Raw genomic sequence first — 16,608 nt, forward strand, 5'->3', positions numbered from 1 at the left:
GCGCCGGTTTTCGGGGCGGGTCAGGTGCGGCGGCGCTTGCGGATGTGCCGGACCGCGGCTGCGGTGCCGATGGCGGCCACGGCGGCGCCCGCCGCGCCGGCCGCGGAGATCGCGGCCTCCTTGCGGCCGAGTTCGCGGCCGACCAGGGCGGTACGGCCGGTGCGCGCCTCCAGCAGCGCCTCCAGGGCGCCGGCGTTGGTGAAGGCGGGTTTCCACCCGGCGCGGTGCAGGGTGGCGCATTCCACCACGCAGGGGTAGACGAGGAACTTGAGCTCGCCGGCCGAGGCCGGCGTGATCCCCGCGCGGTGCAGCCGGTGGGTGGCGCCGAAGGCCAGCCCGGCCGGGACCTCGAAGCCGCGCAGGCCGGAGACCTCTTCGGCCTCGGCCTGGGACAGCGCGCCGTCGGAGCCGACCGCCAGCGCTCCCCCGGGACCGTCCACACCCTGCACCGCCACCAGCTCCAGCGCCGAGGCGAGGTCGGCGACGTGGCAGAACTGCCACCGCTGGGGGACGCCCTTCACCGCGATGAGCCGCGGCGCGGCGAAGTGCCGGGCCAGCACGGTGTCCGGGCCGGGTCCGACCAGCGGCGCCGGGCGGACCACGGTGACCGACAGGCCGGGGTGCGCACGGCGGGCGCGCCGGGCGAGCTCCTCGATCTCGGTGAAGTCGCCGACGAGGCCGTCGCCGCTGTCCGCAACGACGGCGCCGTCCTCGGGCAGCGGCACCGGGTTGTCCGGCGCGGCACCGTAGACCATGGTGCTGGTGACCAGGACGACGCGGCCGACGCGCTGCGCGGCGGCCGCGGTGAGCAGCGTCTGCGCGGCGCGGACCGCTGCGGAGCGGCGCTCCCGGTGGCGGGCGTCGGCGCCGCGTTCGACCGCGGTGTGCACGAGGACGTCGACGCCCTCCAGCAGCGCGGCGACCCGCGGATCGCGGAGGTCGGCGGTGTGCCGTTCGACGCCGTCGGGTCCGGGCGCGGCGGGACGCGCGGCGCCAGCTTCCACAACGCCCCCGGAGTCGGGCTCCCCTGCCTCCAGCGCGGCGGATCCGTCCGGCTCCTCCCCGCCGATGGCCACCACCCGGCGGACCGCACCGGAACCCAGAGCAGCCGCGAGCCGTTCCACCAGGAGCAGGCCCGCGCCCTGGGCGGCCCCGGTCACCGCGACCGCAGGACCGTCCCCGTCCGGACTGTGCTGTGGGCGAACCTGGCCGTTTTCGGTACTCACTCCGGTGTGCTCCCAGCTAACGTGACAGTGGAGACAAACCTAATCCTGCCTGAGGTCTAATCGTGAGCGACCAGCCTTTTGGTTTCAGCATGCCGAACGACCCCGATGACGGCTCCTCGGGGCGCTCGGGCGGGTCGGGCGGCTCCGGCGGCAGCGGCAGCGGCTCTGGTGACAGCGGCGGCTTCGGCGGCGGCGGTTTCGGCGGCGGCCCCGGCGCGGGCGGCCCGGAGATGCCCGGCGGGTTCCCGTTCGGCGACCCGCAGCAGATGGCGCAGATGCTGCGCCAGTTCGCCGACATGATGGCCGCCCAGCCCGGCCCCGGCGACAAGCCGGGCTCCGGCGCGGGACAGGGTTCCGGCATCAACTGGGACATGGCCAAGAACATCGCCCGGCACACCGTCTCGCAGGGCGGCGACAGCAGCGTCGGCCCGGTGGTCTCCGCGCAGGTCGCCGAGGCCGTCCGGCTGGCCGACCTGTGGCTCAACGAGGCCACCCCGCTGCCGTCGGGCGTGCAGTCCGCCGAGGCGTGGAGCCGCGCCGAATGGGTGGAGCGCACCATGCCCACCTGGGAGCGGCTGTGCGATCCGCTCACGTCGCGCATCGTCTCCTCGATGAGCCAGAACATGCCCGAGGAGATGCAGTCGGTCGCCGGGCCGCTGGTCGGCATGATGCAGCAGATGGGCGGCATGCTCGTCGGGCAGCAGGCCGGGCAGGCCATCGGCGAGCTCGCCGGCGAGGTGATCGGCACCACCGACGTGGGCCTGCCGCTGGCCGGTGAGGGCCGGGCCGCGCTGCTGCCCGGCGGGGTCGAGCGGTTCAGCGAGGGCCTGGGGGTCGCCGCCGACGAGGTCCGGCTCTACCTGGCCGCCCGCGAGGCGGCCCTGCACCGGCTCTACGCGCACGTGCCGTGGCTGCGCGGCCATGTGTTCACGCTGGTCGAGGAGTACGCCGCCGGCATGTCGTTCGACATGAGCGGCCTGGAGGAGCGTCTCGGCGGCCTCGACCTGTCCAACCCGGAGGAGCTGCAGAACGCCTTGGCCGGCGGCGAGGGCGAAGGGCTGTTCCAGCCGGAGGACACGCCGCAGCAGAAGGCGGCGCTGGCCCGGCTGGAGACCGCGCTCGCACTGGTCGAGGGCTGGGTGTCGGTCGTCGTCGGCACCGCGGTGGACGGCCGGCTGCCGCAGGCCGCGGCGCTGGCCGAGGCCACCCGGCGGCGGCGCGCCACCGGCGGCCCCGCCGAGCACACCTTCGCCACGCTGGTCGGCCTCGAACTGCGGCCGCGCCGGCTCCGCGAGGCGGCGGCGCTGTGGTCGGCGCTGACCGAGGCGCGCGGGGCCGACGGCCGGGACGCGCTGTGGGAGCACCCCGACCTGATGCCGTCCGCCGACGACCTCGACGATCCGGACGCGTTCGTGGCCGGCCGCGACGCGGTCGACATCGACTCCGCCATCGCCCGGCTCACCGGCGACGGCAGCGCCGGTAACGCCGACGGCGAGGACGGCGGGGACGGCGGGGACGGCGGGGACAGCTCGAACGCCGGCGGCACAGACGGTTCGGACGGCTCCGGCAACGCCGGAGACTCGGGCGGCTCCGGGAGCGGCCGGTGAGCCTGGCCGCCGACGCCCGCGCGGAACTGGAATCCTGGCGCGCGCCCGACAGCGGACAGGAGCAGCTGCGCCGCACCATGCTCCGCCACCTGGCCGCGTACCCGGATGCGATGCGCCGCACCTGCGTGCCGGGCCACCTCACTGCGAGCGCCGCCATCCTCGACCCGGCGGGCCGCGCCACCGTCCTGACGCTGCACGCCAAGGCCGGCCTGTGGCTGCAGACCGGCGGGCACTGCGAGGACGGCGACGCGACGCTGCAGGAAGCCGCGCTGCGCGAGGCGCGCGAGGAGTCCGGGATCGCCGACCTGCGGATCCTTCCCGGGCCGGTCCAACTGGACGTGCACCCGGTGGACTTCTGCGCCGGCGGCACGCAGCACCTCGACGTCCGCTACGCCGTGGTGGCCCCGGAGGGCGCCGCGCTCCAGGCCGACCCCGGCGAGTCCGCCGACCTGGCCTGGTTCGGAGTCGACGCCCTGCCTGAGAAGACGGACCACTCCGTCACCACGCTGGTCGCCGCCGCGTCGGCCGCGGTCCGCGCCGCTGCCTGACGGTGCTCGGGCGCTCCGCCGCCGGGGCGGCCCCCGGAACCCCGCAGGGCCGGCGCGGGACCGCTGGACGGGCCGGCCCGGCCGCGCTGCTCCGCCCGCAGCACCCGCCCGCGCCGAAGGCCGCCGCGCGGGGAGGGATCCCGGGGCGGGGCCCGGAGGCACCCCCGTGCTCGCCGGCGCGGCGGGGCGGTTGTCCGCCGCACACGCCCCGGCCCGCTCCCCTGATCCGGTCCGACCGCGGCGGCAGCCGGTGGGGACGCGCGGCGCCGCTTCGGCGTGTCGGCCGCGGAGCAGCCGGCGATCAGCGCGCCCGCCGCAGTGCGCCGCCCCGGTTCGCAGCGTGCAGACCGGCTCAGGTGCACTCGCCGGCGGGGCCGTCCGAGGCGTCCGGGCCCGCCGGATCGCCGGGCGTGTCGACCGTGTCGGAGCCGTCGCCGTCGTCAGAGCCGTCCGGGCCGCCGCGCTGGGCGGCGGTGTGCCCTTCGAGGAAGCCGCGGGCGCGCTCGGCCTTCGGGAAGCGGTGCACCAGCTCCCAGAACTCGGGGCCGTGGTGCGGGACCAGGAGGTGGACGAGCTCGTGCACGAGTACGTAGTCCACCACCCAGGAGGGCATGCCGGACAGGCGCCGGGACAGCCTGATGGCGCCGGTGTCCGGCGTGCACGAGCCCCAGCGGGTGGTCTGGTTGTCCACCCAGCGCACCGACTCCGGGCGCGGCAGGCCGTCGAGATAGCGGTCGGCCAGGTCCTGGGCGCGGTCGAACAGCTCGGTGTCGCGCGGGCGGCGCCGCACCTCGCGCTTGCGGAGGCGGGACAGCATCCGGTCCACCCACTGCTGTTCTTCAGCGCGGGAGAAGCTGGCGGGCACGAGGACGACCGTTTTGTCCCCGTCGCGGTAGGCGGAGACCGTCCGCCGCCGGCGGGGACTGCGGCGTACCTCTACTTCCGTGTTCCGAGGCACACGCTCACGGTATCCCAGACGCCGCTGCGGCCCTAGGCCCTGTTTTCCCGATAAACCACCCCAGACCAGGCACCCGGGTGCACCGCTCGCGACCGAGCTCCCCCGAATCCCCGCACCCCCGGGCCTCCCGCCCACCACCCGGGGCACGGCCGGCCCGCACGGAGGGCCCGCCTGTCCGCATCCGGCCAGGACCGGTTCTGCCGTGCCGGGCGGTTCGCCTGTGCGCGCCGTTTCCGCACAACGGCTGAGGGGGCGCCGGTCGGCGCCCCCTCAGGTGGTCTCACGGACCGCTGCGGTCCCCGCTGGCGCGCATCAACACAGCCGCGACCACGCTATTTCCGCCATCGCATGCTCCTGGCGCTCGCGTTCACGCAGCTCGGCGCGGACGCGCCGGGCGGAAAGCCGGCGCTCCTGCCGGGTCGAGCGCGGTGCGGCGTCGCTGGGCCGCGGGGTACCGATGAGCTCCAACATCACGTGCATGTCCATCCCTGCTCTGGTGTTCCGTCGTGGATCTGCCGGTGCGGGACGCGCCGGCGTGTCGTTTTCCGTGCCGCTGGGGCCGATCACAGCGGGTGCCGCTGCGCTTCCCCGACCCGGGCGCCGGTCAGGCCGCGACCGGGGCCGGGTGCTTGCGCGGGCGGCCGCGCGGCCGCTTGCGGGCGACGACCTTTCCAGCGACCAGCAGCTGGCCGCCCCAGACGCCCCACGGCTCCCGGCGCTCGAGGGCGTCGGACAGGCAGTCGTCCTTGAACGGGCAGCTCTGGCAGACGAGCTTGGCGGCCTCCACGTCCGCCGGGGACTCGGCGAAGAAGAGGTCGGGGTCGGCGCGGCACGGCACCTCGGTCTCGCCGAGCCACGGGGTCTCCAGGACCGACGCGAGCATCGGTGTCCTCCCTGATTCGTTGTTCCTTCGCGCGGTGCGCGAATCGGAGCGTCGATCGGGGCCGGACTCAGCGAGACCCGCGGACGCAGATGTCCGTGGGAATCGAAAAAAGCCGCGGCCCCTCGTCAGCGAGGGCCGCGGCTACGGGAGGTGCTCCCGGCTTCGTCTAAGCCGGGCCGCTCCGTAGACACGCCCTCGGTGCGCCGGTCAGGCGCGGGGCGGTTGCGAAATAGGCCTGCTGCAGGTGGTCGGCCGAATCTGCTCCGTCGGCGGCCGCATCGGCTCCGCCGCGGAGCCACCGCTCGCCGGTGCCGAGACCGGAGGCGGAGGACCGCTGGGAACCGGCGATGCCGGTCTGGAGGCCGCGAATGCGGGCCGGGCTGCCGACCGTGCTGTTCGGGTGCAGAACCGAGTGCACCGACGGGAACGCAGCGCAGAGGACACGCACAGTGGCGGGGGCGCCCTGCTGCATGGTCACGTCGGAACGCATGGCACTGCCCTGCACAGCAAGGCCGTTGGCCGAACGAATCTCCGTCATCACGTGGAACACCCCTTTCCTTGATCGGGCTGCGGCTTCCGCCGCGCGCCGGTGCGTGCGTTGAACGGTGTCAACTCTAGAGCGGGCCGCGCAGTCCCGGCAACCATTTTTCTACCTGCAGAAACGTCCGCATACGGCCACGCGGCGCGGAAATTCCCGCGCCGTTGGCGGAGCGCGCCGCCGGCGCACCGGTGAACCGGGCGAATGCCACACGGGTGCGTGCGGCAGCGGACCGCAGGCAGCCCCCAGGCAGCGCCGGGACGGGCCCGTCCGGGAAGGGTCCGGGACGCGGCGGCGCGCGGCGGCACTGCTGGTGAGCGCGGTCAGGCGTCCCCGTCTGCCACGCGGATGAGGCCCTCCTGGACGACCGAGCAGACGAGGTCGCCGCTGCGCGTGTAGACGAGCCCCCGGGCCAGGCCGCGGGCGCCGGAGGCGCTCGGCGTCTCCTGGGCGTAGAGCAGCCAGTCGTCGGCGCGGAACGGGCGGTGGAACCACATGGCGTGGTCGAGGCTGGCCATCGAGATGCCGGCGAACGCCCGGCCGTGCCGGAGCAGGACCGTGTCGAGCAGGGTCATGTCCGAGGCGTAGGTCATCAGGCAGACGTGCAGCAGCGGGTCGTCCGGCAGTTCGCCCTGGACCCGCAGCCACACCAGGTTCTCGCTGGTGCTGAGCGAGGGGTCGCGCTGGACCTCGAAGGAGAGTGCGCCGACCGGCCGCATCTCGATCGGGTGCCAGGTGGCGAAGCGCGGCACCCGGCCGAACGCCTCCTGCAGCCGGTCCCGCATGGTCGGCAGCTCTTCGGGCGCGGGCACGTCGGGCATGCCGGCGGCGTGGTCCAGGCCGGGCTCGCTCCGGTGGAACGACGCCGAGAGCGTGAAGATCGCCCGCCCGTGCTGGATGGCGCTCACCCTGCGGGTGGTGAAGGAGCGGCCGTCGCGCACCCGGTCGACCTCGTAGACGATCGGCACGGCGGGGTCGCCGGGCCGGATGAAGTAGGCGTGCAGCGAGTGCACGGACCGATCGGCGGGCACCGTGCGGCCCGCGGCGACCAGGGCCTGGCCGGCGACCTGGCCGCCGAACACGCGCTGCGGCCCGTCGTCCGGGCTGGAGCCGCGGAAGATGTCGTCCTCGATCCGCTCCAGGTCGAGGATGGCGAGCAGCGCATCGAGGGTCTGTCCGCGGACCGGGTCGGCGGGCGGCGCGCCGCCGGGCTCGGCCGGCGGCTCCGGCGCGGGGCGCTCAGGCGTCATCGGGCTCTCCCTCCGGTTCGGGCGACGGCGGCTCCTGGCCTGCGCACAGGGCCAGCACCGCCTCACCGTAGCGGTCGAGCTTCACCGCACCGACACCGGAGATCCGGGACAGCTGCGCGGCGTCGGCCGGCACGTGCTCGGCGATCGCCTGGAGTGTGGCGTCGGTGAAGACGACGTAGGCGGGCACCTTCTGCGCGGCCGAGGCGGAGCGCCGCCACTCGCGGAGCCGCTCGAGCAGCGCCTCGTCGTAGTCGGCCGGGCAGTCGGCGCAGCGGCCGAGCTTGCGGTCGACCGCCTCGGTGAGGGTGTTCCCGCAGATGCGGCAGCGCACCGTGCGGCCGGAGCGGCGGTCGCGGCGGGAGGACGCCAGCGCCGGCGAGGCGGGGCGCAGGCCGTCGAGGAAGCGGCTGGGGCGGCGGCTGCGGCGGCCGCCCGGCGAACGCGCCAGCGACCAGGACAGCGCCAGGTACTCCCGGGCGCGGGTGACGCCGACGTAGAAGAGCCGGCGCTCCTCCTCCACCTGCTCGTCGGTCTCGGCGTAGACGATGGGCAGCATGCCCTCGGTGAGGCCGACCAGGAAGACGGCGTCCCATTCCAGGCCCTTGGCGGCGTGCAGCGAGGCGAGGGTGACGCCCTCCAGTTCGGGCGCGTGCTCGGTGGCGACCCGCGCATCCAGCTCTTCGATGAAGTCGTCGAGAACCGCCCGGTAGGGCCGGCCGCAGGCGCAGTCGGCGCGCAGGCCGCCCTGCGGCGCCGCGGGCGCGGCGTCCAGCCCGCACTCGTGCCGGTGGCGGGCCGCCGCGACGTCGTCGGCGAGCTGGGCCAGGGCGGCCAGCGACTCCCACCGCTCGCGGGCCTGGCGGCCCTCCGGCGGCTCCGGGGTGAGGCCGAGCGGGGCGAGCAGCGGCCGCACCGTGCCCACCAGCGGCTCGCTGCCGCCGCCCTGCCGCGCACCGCGCAGCGTGTGCACCGCCTGGCGGATCTCCTGGCGGTCGAAGAAGCGGGTGGCACCGCGCACGGTGAACGCGATCCCGGCGTCGGAGAGCGCCTGCTCGTAGGCGGCCGACATGGCGTTGGTGCGGAACAGCACCGCAATCTCGCGCGCCGGCGTGCCGGTGTCGACCAGCGCGGCGATGCGCCGGGCGACCGAGGTCGCCTCGGCGGGCTCGTCGTCGTACTCGGTGTAGGAGGGGTCGGGTCCGTCCGGGCGCTGGGCGACGAGTTCGACGCCGGCGGAGGCCGAGCCGGCCACCGGGCGGGAGCGGCGCAGCACCTCGTTGGCGACCCGCACCACCTGCGGCGTGGAGCGGTAGTCGCGCACCAGCCGCACCAGGGTGGCGTGCGGGTGGGCGTCGGCGAAGCGGGTGAGGTAGGCGGGCGTGGCCCCGGCGAAGGAGTAGATGGTCTGGCCGGGGTCGCCGACCACGCACAGGTCGTCGCGGTCGCCGAGCCAGGCGTCCAGGAGCAGCTTCTGCAGCGGGTTGACGTCCTGGAACTCGTCGACGACGAAGTAGCGGTACTGCTCCCGGACGCGCTCGGCGATCTCCGGACGCTCCAGGATCATCGCGGCGGTGAGTTCGAGGATCGACTCGAAGTCGAGGAGGTTGCGGTCGCGGCGGATCTCCTCATAGCCCTCGAAGACGCGGGCCACTTCGTGGGCCGGCCGCGGCGCGGTGCGGCCGGCCTTGGCGATCGCCTTCTCGTAGTCGGCGGGGCGCACCTGGGTGACCTTGGCCCACTCGACCTCGGAGGCGAGGTCGCGCAGCCCGGTCCGGTCGGCGTCGACGCCGCAGCCGTGCGCGGCCCGGGCCACCACCGGGATCTTGCTGTCCAGCAGGGTGGGCTGCGGGCCTCCGACGGCCTTCTCCCAGAAGAACGACAGCTGGCGCAGCGCTGCGGCGTGGAAGGTGCGGGCCTGGACCCGGGGCGCGCCGAGCGCGCGGAGCCGGCCGCGCATCTCGCCGGCGGCGCGGGTGGTGAAGGTCACGGCGAGGACCTGCTGCTCAGCGGTGACTCCGGAGGCGACCGCGTGCGCGATCCGATGGGTGATCGCCCGCGTCTTGCCGGTGCCGGCGCCGGCCAGGATGCACACCGGGCCGCGCAGCGCCCGGGCGGCCTGCAGCTGCTCCGGATCCAGCCCTTCCAGCACGCGGTCCGGGTCCATAGGCGTCCTTTCGCTGTCTGCTCCGAGTGGCACGGGCGCTGCCGCGGCCGCGCCGCGGCGGCGGCCGGTGGAGCGGGGAGCGGGCGGGAGGCGCCCAGTACGGGGCGCCGCACGGCCGCCTCCGGCCACATCGGCCGCACGGCACCCGTCGAGTCTCTCAATTCTCCGGCGCGGGAGCACACTGCTGTCCACCGGCGGTCCCGCCCGGAGGGGTGCGGCGCGCCCGCTGTGCGGCCGTGACCGGCCACGCCGCGCTTTGGCGGGCAGCGGCCGGGAACCGGTGGCGCGCGTGCGGCGTCCCACGCGGTGACGGCCCCCCGGTGTGCGGCGGCGGACCGTCCGCCGAGCCGACCTGGCGGTATGCGCAGGGAAGCTCCGGACGGCTCCGCGCGTTGTCACCACACGGTGTTGTCATGGCGTGCGCAGAGCAGCCGGAGCGCTCCTGCCGCGCGCCCGAGCAGAAGGAGAAGACCAGCGATGACCAGCCCCGAGACGGCGCCCATCACGATGTACACCACGCCGTGGTGCGGCTTCTGCAAGCGGCTGAAGAGCCAGCTCTCCCGGGAGGGCATTGCGGTCGCGGAGGTGGACATCGAGCAGGACCCGGCGGCAGCGGACTACGTCATGCAGGTCAACGGCGGCAATCAGACGGTCCCGACCGTCCTGTTCGCAGACGGTGCGGCCCTCACCAACCCGTCGGCGAAGCAGGTCAAGGAGAAGCTGGCGGCGCTGGCGTGAACGTCGGCCGCCCGCGCACCGCGCGGGCGGCCGGCGGGCTGCGCCGCGCGGCCGAGGAGAACAGGGGGTACTCGTGGCAGCACAGACGGTCCGCAGCGAACAGGGCGGCGCAGAAGGCGCCGCCGACACGGTGGTGCGTACGGCGTCCGGGTGGCGCGTACGGACCGGCGAAGAGGTTCCCGACCTGCTCAACGCGATGGTCCTCGCCGACCTGCTGATGGCGGAGGAGGGCGGCGCGCCGTCGCCGTCCGGTCCGCCGCCGCGCGCATCGGAGGCGGCTTCGGAAGCCGAGCGGCTGCGCGTCACCGTGGCCCAGCTCGAGCACGCGCTGCAGACGCGCGTCATCGTCGAACAGGCGATCGGTGTGCTGGCCGAGCGGCACCGGCTCACGCCGCGGGCGGCGTTCGAGCGGCTGCGCACGGCGGCGCGCTCGCGCGGCCGCAAGGTCGCCGACCTGGCCCGGGACACGGTCGCCAGCTGCAGCAATCCACTCACCGCCCTGCCGGCTGAGCTCGCCGGCCCCAACACCGCGGTGCAGGCGCCCCAGGCCCGCCGCTGAACCGGCGCGGCCAGCCCGCCTGAGGGCGGCTCCGGACGGCGCAGCGGTGTCCATGCGGCGGCATGGGCGCTGCGGCGCGAGGCAGGCCCCGGACGCGCCGGCGCACCCGGCCATCCGCGGAGCAGGACCGCGGCGCGGTACTCCGCCGCCTCCGCTGCCCGGGCGGATCCGCCGCAGCGCGCCCCGGCGCCCCAGCCCGGACGCCCGGAGCATGCGCAGCGGTCAGAAGGTCTCCAGCGGTTCCGGAAGCGGAGCGCCGTGCCACTGCTCGATCAGCGTGTGGGCGATGGAGACCGGCGTGGGCAGGGCGATCTCGCCGGAGGCGGCGGCCGCCGAGAGCTGCGCGCGGGTGAACCAGCGCACGTCGGTGATCTCGTCGGCGTCGGTGCGCTCGGCCGGCCCCACCGCGCGGGCGGTGAAGCCCAGCATCAGGCTGCGCGGGAACGGCCACGGCTGGGACGCCGTGTACGCCGGCTCGGCCACGGCCACCCCGACCTCTTCGGCGACCTCGCGGACGACCGCGTGCTCCAGGGACTCGCCCGGCTCGACGAAGCCCGCCAGCACCGAGTAGCGGCCCTCGGGCCAGGCAGGGTTGTGCCCGAGCAGGCACTCCTGCTCCCCGTCCGCCCGTGTCCGGTGCACCAGCATGATGACCGCCGGATCCATCCGCGGGAACTGCTCGGTGCCCTCCCGTTCGCAGATGCGCACGTGCCCGGCCGCCGCGGGCCGGGTCGGGGCGCCGCAGCCGGGGCAGAAGCGGTGCGAGGCGTTCCAGTTGGCGAGCGCCACCGCGTGCACCAGCAGTCCGGACTCGCGGTCGTCCAGCAGCGGGCCCACCTCGCGCAGCCCCGCGGCGCGCACGCCGCCGCCGGTCCGGCCCTCGAAGGGGGCGTCTCCGGCCAGCACCGCGAAGTAGGCGCGGCCGCCGTCGTCGGTCCCCAGCAGATAGCGCTCGCCCTCGGGCGCCTCCGCGGGCGCGGTGTAGACGAGCTGCGGGCCGCCCGCGCCGTCGCGCACCAGCGCCTGCGACTGGCGGGCCAGCAGCGCCTTCCAGCCGTAGGAGGCGGGGTCGCCGCCTTCGAGGACGAGCACGCGGGTGGTCGGATCGGCCCAGGCCGCGGCGAGCCACTCGGTGTCGGTGCGGCGGTGCCCGGCCATATCGACGCCGGTCCGGGCGAGCAGCGGGATTGCGGTGGTCTCCATGGGTACCGTGCGGTGCCTCTCTCGGGTGCGGGCCAGGTGCGCCGCCGGGCGCACGCCGCTGGGCGCGGTGCCCGGCGCCGCGCGGGCTGCGCCGCCGGGCGGTTCTCGGTGGCGGGGCCGGGGTCAGCCGCGGGCGGCGAGCCCCTCCCAGAGGTAGGCCGCGCTCTCGGCGCCCTTGAGCAGGAGGGGGATCTCCACCTTCTCGTTGGGCGCGTGGATGCGGTCGGAGTCGAGGCCGACGGCGACGAAGACCAGCGGCGCGCCGAGCACGTCGGCGATGTCGGCCTCGGGGCCGCTGCCGCCCTCGCGGGTGTAGAGGATCTCGGTGCCGAAGGCGCGCTCCATCGCGGCGCGGGCGGCCTGCTGCGCGGCCGAGTCGAGGTCGGAGGCGCACGGGCGGACGCCGGGGCCGGCGAAGGTGGTCTCGGCCCGGATGCCGGCCGGCACGGCAGCGGCGATGTGGTCCCGGACGGCCTGCTGGATCCGCACCGGCTCCTGGTCCGGTACCAGCCGGAAGGACACCTTGGCGTGCGCCGAACGCGGCACGATCGTCTTGCTGCCGGCGCCGGTGTGGCCGCCCCAGACCCCGTTCACCTCGGCGGTGGGCCGCACCCAGACGCGCTCCAGGGTGGAGTAGCCGGCCTCGCCCGCGAGCGCGGTGCTGCCCGCCGTGGCGAGCCACTCCTTCTCGTCGAACGGCAGGCGGTCGAGGAGCGCCCGCTCTTCGGCGCCGATCTCGGCGACGTCGTCGTAGAAGCCGGCCACGGCGATTCGGCCGTCGGCGTCGTGCAGGCCGGCGAGGAGCTGCGCCATTGCGGCGGCCGGGTTGGGCACGGCGCCGCCGAAGGAACCGCTGTGCAGGTCCGCCGCCGGCCCGTAGAGGTCGATGGTGCAGTCGGTCAGCCCGCGCATTCCGACGCACATCGACGGGGTGTCGGCCGCCCACATCGTGGTGTCGGAGATGACCGCGACGTCGCAGGCCAGCCGCTCGCGGTGGGCTTCCAGGAGCGCGGCGAAGTGCGGCGATCCGGACTCCTCCTCGCCCTCCACCAGGAGCTTCAGCGTGACCGGCGGCGCGTCGGCACCGGAGGCGGCGAGGGCCGCGCGGACGCCGAGGGCGTGGAACAGCACCTGGCCCTTGTCGTCGGAGGCGCCGCGGCCGATGAGCCGGTCCCCGGCGCGGACCGGGGTGAACGGCTCGGTGTCCCAGCCGTCCGCGGGGTCGGCGGGCTGCACGTCGTGGTGGCCGTAGACGAGTGCGGTGGGCGCGCCGGGGTCGGCGGCGGGCCACTCGGCGTAGACGGCCGGCATGCCGCCGGTCTCCCACACTTCGACGGTGGGGAATCCGGTGCGGCGGAGGTGCTCGGCCAGCCAGTCCGCGGAGCGGCGCACGTCGGGGTGGTGGCCGGGGTCGGCGGAGACCGACGGGATCGCCAGCCAGGCGCTCAGGTCGGCGACAAACGCGTCGCGCTGCTCCTCGACATAGGTTCGGACGTCCATGGCGGCGGCGGTGCCTTTCCCTGCATGCACGGCGCCCTGCGCGGGCCGCCGTTGTCGTGGTCTCCCCTGCTGCGGACCGCAGCCCGCCGGGATCGCGATCCCGGCTCCACACTACGACCGCCCAGGATGCGCCGCACCCGCTCCGGCGCCGCTCGCAGGCGCCCCCGGGAGGGAGCGGGCACTCCCCCGCGCGGGGGACGCCGGTGCGGAGGGCCACCCCCTAGCGTTGGCGGGGACCGCGGTGCAGGTGCCGGCGCCGGGCAGCGCGGGCGGAGGCTGCAGGCCGAGGAAGCACGGGGAGAAGCATGGGCGAGGACATCCGGACGGACGGGTCCGGCCCGGGCACGGCCCCCGGGCCGGCGGGCCCGCCGGAACTGCGCCCGCGGGCCGCGGGGCGCGCGGTCGTCGCGGCGCTCTGGGGGCCGCCCGGGGCGGAGCCGCGTGCGCTGCCGGTCCCCCCGTCCGGGCCGGTGCCGGGGCCGGTGCTCGGCGGCGTCTGCGCCGCGATCGCCCAGCGGCGCGGCGTTCCGGTCCAGCGGGTCCGGTGGCTCTTCGCGCTGACGGTGCTCCCGCTGCTCGCCTATCCGCTGCTGTGGACCGTGCACGCCGCGGCGCACCCCCGGCAGGGCGGCGGAGCCGCGCTCGGCAGCACCCTGCTGTTCGCCCTGATCGCGATCGCGACCGGCTTCGGATCATTCGCCTTCCTGCTCGCGCAGGGGTCGCCGCCGGTGGCGTCGCTGCTCACGGCCGCGACTGTGGGCCTGCCGCTGCTACTGCTCGCCTCCTCGCCGCTGCTGGTGTGGCGGATCATGACCGCGGCCGCGGTGGCCGCGGCGGTCCTCCCCCGCGAAGGCGGCGATCCCGGCGGTGCGGGCGTCCTCGTGCCCGCTCTGCCCGCCTACCTGGCGGTGCTGTTCTGCGTCGGGCGGCAGTACGCGCCCGGCACGGCGCTGGCCGCCGGCGGCGCCGCCGCCGCGGTGGGGCTGTCCGCCGCCGCGGCGTCCGGCACGGCGAGCGGGCCGGTATGGTCCGCGGCGGGTGCCGCCGCCGCGGTGGCGCTCGGCACAGCGCTGCGCACCCGGGCGCTGCGCAGCGGCACCGACCGGGACACCGCACCGGACTCCGGCGGGCGCGGCCGGCCGAGCGCGGCTGCGGCCGGCCCGGGCGCCGCCGTGCAGGGCCTCGTCGACGCCGTGTGGCGCGAGCCGGTGCGGCGGCCCGGTGGCCCGGCGCGACTGCTCGGCGGACGCAGGCGCCCGCAGCAGAAGCGGATCATCGGCGGCGTGTGCGCCGCCCTCGCCGGCAACGAGCAGGCGATGCGCGTGGTGCTCCGGATCGCCGCGATCTTCTTCGCCCCGTGGACGGTGCTCGGCTACCTTCCGCTCTGGCTGGTGCTGCCCTCCGAGCGCGATCCGCAGCCGCCGGACGAGGACGCGGCGGGCCCGCCGGTGACCGCCCGCGAGCGCGCGGCCTGGGGTGTGCTCTGCATCGCCGCGGGGCTGGCCGCACTCGCCGCGGCGGCACAGCTCTCCCAGTTCCACGGGCTGTCCCCGGCCCCGTCGGTCCTGGTCGGCGCGGCCGCCGGGCTGCCGCTGGCGCTGCTGCCGGTCGCTCCGCTGCTCGCCTGGCGTATCGCCGCTGCGGGCATGGCGGCCGGGGTGGCGGCCGTCGGCGCGGCCGGCGCTCCGCCGAACGACCTGTGGCCGTGGCCTGCCGCGGGCCTGGTGGTGATGGGCGCATGCCTGTACGCGGTGGCCGCGGCGCATCCGGCGCGGACGGCCGGCGGCGCGGCGGCGGCCACCGTGGTTGCGGGCCTGTTCGCCGCTGTCCCGCTGACCGGAGTGCCGGTGCTGCAACCGGCCTGGCTCAGCGCAGTGGCGGTGGGGTGCACGGTGCTCGGCGCGAGCGCCCGGTCGCGCCGCACGGCGCAGCGCGAACTGGCCCGGGAGAGCGCGCTGCGCCGCCGCGACCGGCAGCGCCAGGCCGCGGCCGAGGAGCGGTCCCGCATCGCCCGCGAGCTGCACGACGTGGTGTCGCACCACATGTCGATGATCGCGATCCAGGCCGAGGCGGCCCCGTACAAGTACCCGGACCTGCCCGAGGGCGCTGCGCAGACGTTCACCGCGATCCGCGACGCCTCGCGCGGCGCGCTGAGCGAGATGCGGCGCGTGGTGGGCCTGCTGCGCGCTGACGGCGACACCGCCGAACGGGCCCCGCAGCCCGACCTGTCGGCGCTGGGCGCCCTGGTCGACGGGGCACGCAGGGCCGGCCTGCGGATCGACTTCGACGACCGGTCCGCCGCGGCCGGGGCGGACCCCGCCGCCGCCCGCTCGGCCTACCGGATCGTGCAGGAGTCGCTGAGCAACGCGGCGCGGCACGCCGAGGGCGCCGACGTGGCGGTACGTGTCGGCCCGGCCGAGGGCGGCCTGGAGGTGGTGGTGGAGAACGGGCCGCCGCCCGGCCCCGCGCCGGCACCGGTCGATGCGGGCGGCCACGGCCTCGTCGGGATGCGGGAGCGGGCGGTGGTGCTCGGCGGGACCCTGGAGGCGGGCGCGCTGCCGGGCGGAGGCTTCCGAGTCCGCGCGGTCCTTCCGTCCGCTCCGGCGGCCGGGCTGCCCGCCGCGGCCCCCGCCGCTCCGCCGCAGCGGCCGCCCGACGGGCAGCAGGGCCCGGCCGGACCGCAGCGGCGGCAGTAGAGTGGCGGCGTGCCGATCACCGTGCTTGTCGCCGACGACCAGACCATGGTGCGCGACGGGATCGCGACGCTGCTCGACGCCGCTGGCGACATCTCCGTCGTCGGCCAGGCGGAGGACGGGGGCGCCGCGGTCCGGCTCACCGGGCAGCTCCATCCCGACGTCGTCGTGATGGACGTCCGCATGCCCGTGCTCGACGGGCTGGAGGCCACCCGCCGCATCACTGCGGCCGACGAGGGGGCCGGCGCGCCGAAGGTGCTGGTGCTGACGACGTTCGACCTCGACGAGTACGTCTACGAGGCGCTCGGCGCGGGCGCCAGCGGCTTCCTGCTGAAGGATGCCGGGGTAGAGGAACTGCGCTCCGCGGTGCGCACCGTGGCCCGGGGCGATGCGCTGCTGGCGCCGTCGGTCACCAAGCGGCTGATCGCCGACATCGCGGCGCGCCGCCGCGAGCGCCTCCTGGCCCGCCCCGAGGCGTTCGCCGCGCTCACCCCGCGCGAGACCGACGTGCTGCGCCAGGTGGCCCGCGGCCTGTCCAACGCCGAGATCGCTGCCGAGCTGACCGTGTCCGAGCAGACCGTGAAGTCGCACGTCGGCCGCGTCCTGATGAAGCTCTCACTGCGCGACCGGACCCAGGCGGTCGTCTTCGCCTACGAGAACGGCGTCGTCTGACCGGCGGTACCCGGGCCCGCCGCTCCCCCTTGAGTAGGGGGGCCGGGTTCACGCCGGAGGGCGATGACC

15 protein-coding genes are annotated in these 16,608 nt (G+C 76.1%); 6 read left to right on the forward strand and 9 right to left on the reverse strand.

Annotated elements, in window-relative coordinates; genetic code table 11:
- Positions 1 to 20: 20 nt before the first annotated feature.
- Positions 21 to 1,226, reverse strand: a complete 1,206-nt coding sequence (locus ACYVGT_RS16310; RefSeq protein WP_460859100.1) for an NAD-dependent epimerase/dehydratase family protein — start codon at positions 1,224 to 1,226, stop codon at positions 21 to 23.
- A gap of 89 nt (positions 1,227 to 1,315) precedes the next feature.
- Between ACYVGT_RS16310 and ACYVGT_RS16315 the strand changes: the two genes are divergently transcribed.
- Together ACYVGT_RS16315 and ACYVGT_RS16320 are read left to right on the forward strand one after the other, a co-directional pair.
- On the forward strand, positions 1,316 to 2,833 hold the full coding sequence (locus ACYVGT_RS16315) for a zinc-dependent metalloprotease (RefSeq protein WP_460859222.1): 1,518 nt from the start codon (positions 1,316 to 1,318) through the stop codon (positions 2,831 to 2,833).
- Positions 2,830 to 3,381: an NUDIX hydrolase gene (locus tag ACYVGT_RS16320; RefSeq protein WP_460859103.1), complete on the forward strand. Its 552-nt coding sequence runs from the start codon at positions 2,830 to 2,832 to the stop codon at positions 3,379 to 3,381. The genes ACYVGT_RS16315 and ACYVGT_RS16320 overlap by 4 nt, the downstream gene beginning before the upstream one ends.
- Positions 3,382 to 3,733: 352 nt before the next feature.
- Here the strand turns inward: ACYVGT_RS16320 and ACYVGT_RS16325 are convergent, their stop codons facing one another.
- The 6 genes from ACYVGT_RS16325 to ACYVGT_RS16350 all read right to left on the reverse strand — a co-directional run bounded on the left by ACYVGT_RS16325 (position 3,734) and on the right by ACYVGT_RS16350 (position 9,174).
- Entirely contained in the window at positions 3,734 to 4,339 is a 606-nt protein-coding gene (locus ACYVGT_RS16325) for a M48 metallopeptidase family protein (protein WP_460859105.1), read from the reverse strand.
- Between the two features lie 312 nt (positions 4,340 to 4,651).
- Complete coding sequence (locus ACYVGT_RS16330) at positions 4,652 to 4,819, reverse strand: hypothetical protein (RefSeq protein WP_460859107.1); 168 nt, start codon at positions 4,817 to 4,819, stop codon at positions 4,652 to 4,654.
- A 124-nt stretch (positions 4,820 to 4,943) separates the two neighbouring features.
- Positions 4,944 to 5,222 carry a WhiB family transcriptional regulator gene (locus tag ACYVGT_RS16335; protein WP_460859109.1) on the reverse strand — a complete coding sequence of 93 codons (279 nt, stop codon included), beginning with the start codon at positions 5,220 to 5,222 and terminating at the stop codon, positions 4,944 to 4,946.
- A gap of 166 nt (positions 5,223 to 5,388) precedes the next feature.
- The gene (locus ACYVGT_RS16340; RefSeq protein WP_460859111.1) at positions 5,389 to 5,760 is read right to left on the reverse strand and encodes a hypothetical protein; all 372 of its coding nucleotides are present in this window, start codon (positions 5,758 to 5,760) and stop codon (positions 5,389 to 5,391) included.
- A 323-nt stretch (positions 5,761 to 6,083) separates the two neighbouring features.
- Entirely contained in the window at positions 6,084 to 7,010 is a 927-nt protein-coding gene (tesB, locus tag ACYVGT_RS16345; RefSeq protein ID WP_460859112.1) for an acyl-CoA thioesterase II, read from the reverse strand.
- Complete coding sequence (locus ACYVGT_RS16350) at positions 7,000 to 9,174, reverse strand: ATP-dependent DNA helicase UvrD2 (RefSeq protein ID WP_460859114.1); 2,175 nt, start codon at positions 9,172 to 9,174, stop codon at positions 7,000 to 7,002. The genes tesB and ACYVGT_RS16350 overlap by 11 nt, the downstream gene beginning before the upstream one ends.
- A gap of 477 nt (positions 9,175 to 9,651) precedes the next feature.
- On the opposite strand from ACYVGT_RS16350, the gene ACYVGT_RS16355 reads away from it, so the two are divergent.
- Positions 9,652 to 9,912, forward strand: a complete 261-nt coding sequence (locus ACYVGT_RS16355; RefSeq protein WP_460859116.1) for a mycoredoxin — start codon at positions 9,652 to 9,654, stop codon at positions 9,910 to 9,912.
- Between the two features lie 73 nt (positions 9,913 to 9,985).
- Positions 9,986 to 10,471 carry an ANTAR domain-containing protein gene (locus tag ACYVGT_RS16360; RefSeq protein ID WP_460859118.1) on the forward strand — a complete coding sequence of 162 codons (486 nt, stop codon included), beginning with the start codon at positions 9,986 to 9,988 and terminating at the stop codon, positions 10,469 to 10,471.
- Between the two features lie 222 nt (positions 10,472 to 10,693).
- On the opposite strand, the gene nudC is transcribed toward ACYVGT_RS16360, so the two are convergent.
- Positions 10,694 to 11,674: an NAD(+) diphosphatase gene (gene nudC, locus ACYVGT_RS16365; protein WP_460859120.1), complete on the reverse strand. Its 981-nt coding sequence runs from the start codon at positions 11,672 to 11,674 to the stop codon at positions 10,694 to 10,696.
- Positions 11,675 to 11,797: 123 nt separating this feature from the next.
- Positions 11,798 to 13,174, reverse strand: coding sequence for a dipeptidase (locus ACYVGT_RS16370; RefSeq protein ID WP_460859122.1), 1,377 nt, complete (start codon positions 13,172 to 13,174; stop codon positions 11,798 to 11,800).
- Between the two features lie 305 nt (positions 13,175 to 13,479).
- On the opposite strand from ACYVGT_RS16370, the gene ACYVGT_RS16375 reads away from it, so the two are divergent.
- Positions 13,480 to 15,870, forward strand: a complete 2,391-nt coding sequence (locus ACYVGT_RS16375; RefSeq protein WP_460859124.1) for an ATP-binding protein — start codon at positions 13,480 to 13,482, stop codon at positions 15,868 to 15,870.
- A 9-nt stretch (positions 15,871 to 15,879) separates the two neighbouring features.
- Positions 15,880 to 16,539, forward strand: a complete 660-nt coding sequence (locus ACYVGT_RS16380) for a response regulator (protein WP_460859126.1) — start codon at positions 15,880 to 15,882, stop codon at positions 16,537 to 16,539.
- Positions 16,540 to 16,608 lie beyond the last annotated feature (69 nt).

This window comes from Nocardiopsis coralliicola (genome assembly GCF_054779695.1).

Coding starts and splice junctions, on each gene's coding strand:
- ACYVGT_RS16330 (WP_460859107.1), bottom strand. CDS start 4,819: ATGCACGTGATGTTGGAGCTCATCGGTACCCCGCGGCCCAGCGACGCC.
- tesB (WP_460859112.1), bottom strand. CDS start 7,010: ATGACGCCTGAGCGCCCCGCGCCGGAGCCGCCGGCCGAGCCCGGCGGC.
- ACYVGT_RS16340 (WP_460859111.1), bottom strand. CDS start 5,760: ATGACGGAGATTCGTTCGGCCAACGGCCTTGCTGTGCAGGGCAGTGCC.
- ACYVGT_RS16370 (WP_460859122.1), bottom strand. CDS start 13,174: ATGGACGTCCGAACCTATGTCGAGGAGCAGCGCGACGCGTTTGTCGCC.
- ACYVGT_RS16335 (WP_460859109.1), bottom strand. CDS start 5,222: ATGCTCGCGTCGGTCCTGGAGACCCCGTGGCTCGGCGAGACCGAGGTG.
- ACYVGT_RS16375 (WP_460859124.1), top strand. CDS start 13,480: ATGGGCGAGGACATCCGGACGGACGGGTCCGGCCCGGGCACGGCCCCC.
- nudC (WP_460859120.1), bottom strand. CDS start 11,674: ATGGAGACCACCGCAATCCCGCTGCTCGCCCGGACCGGCGTCGATATG.
- ACYVGT_RS16355 (WP_460859116.1), top strand. CDS start 9,652: ATGACCAGCCCCGAGACGGCGCCCATCACGATGTACACCACGCCGTGG.
- ACYVGT_RS16315 (WP_460859222.1), top strand. CDS start 1,316: ATGCCGAACGACCCCGATGACGGCTCCTCGGGGCGCTCGGGCGGGTCG.
- ACYVGT_RS16350 (WP_460859114.1), bottom strand. CDS start 9,174: ATGGACCCGGACCGCGTGCTGGAAGGGCTGGATCCGGAGCAGCTGCAG.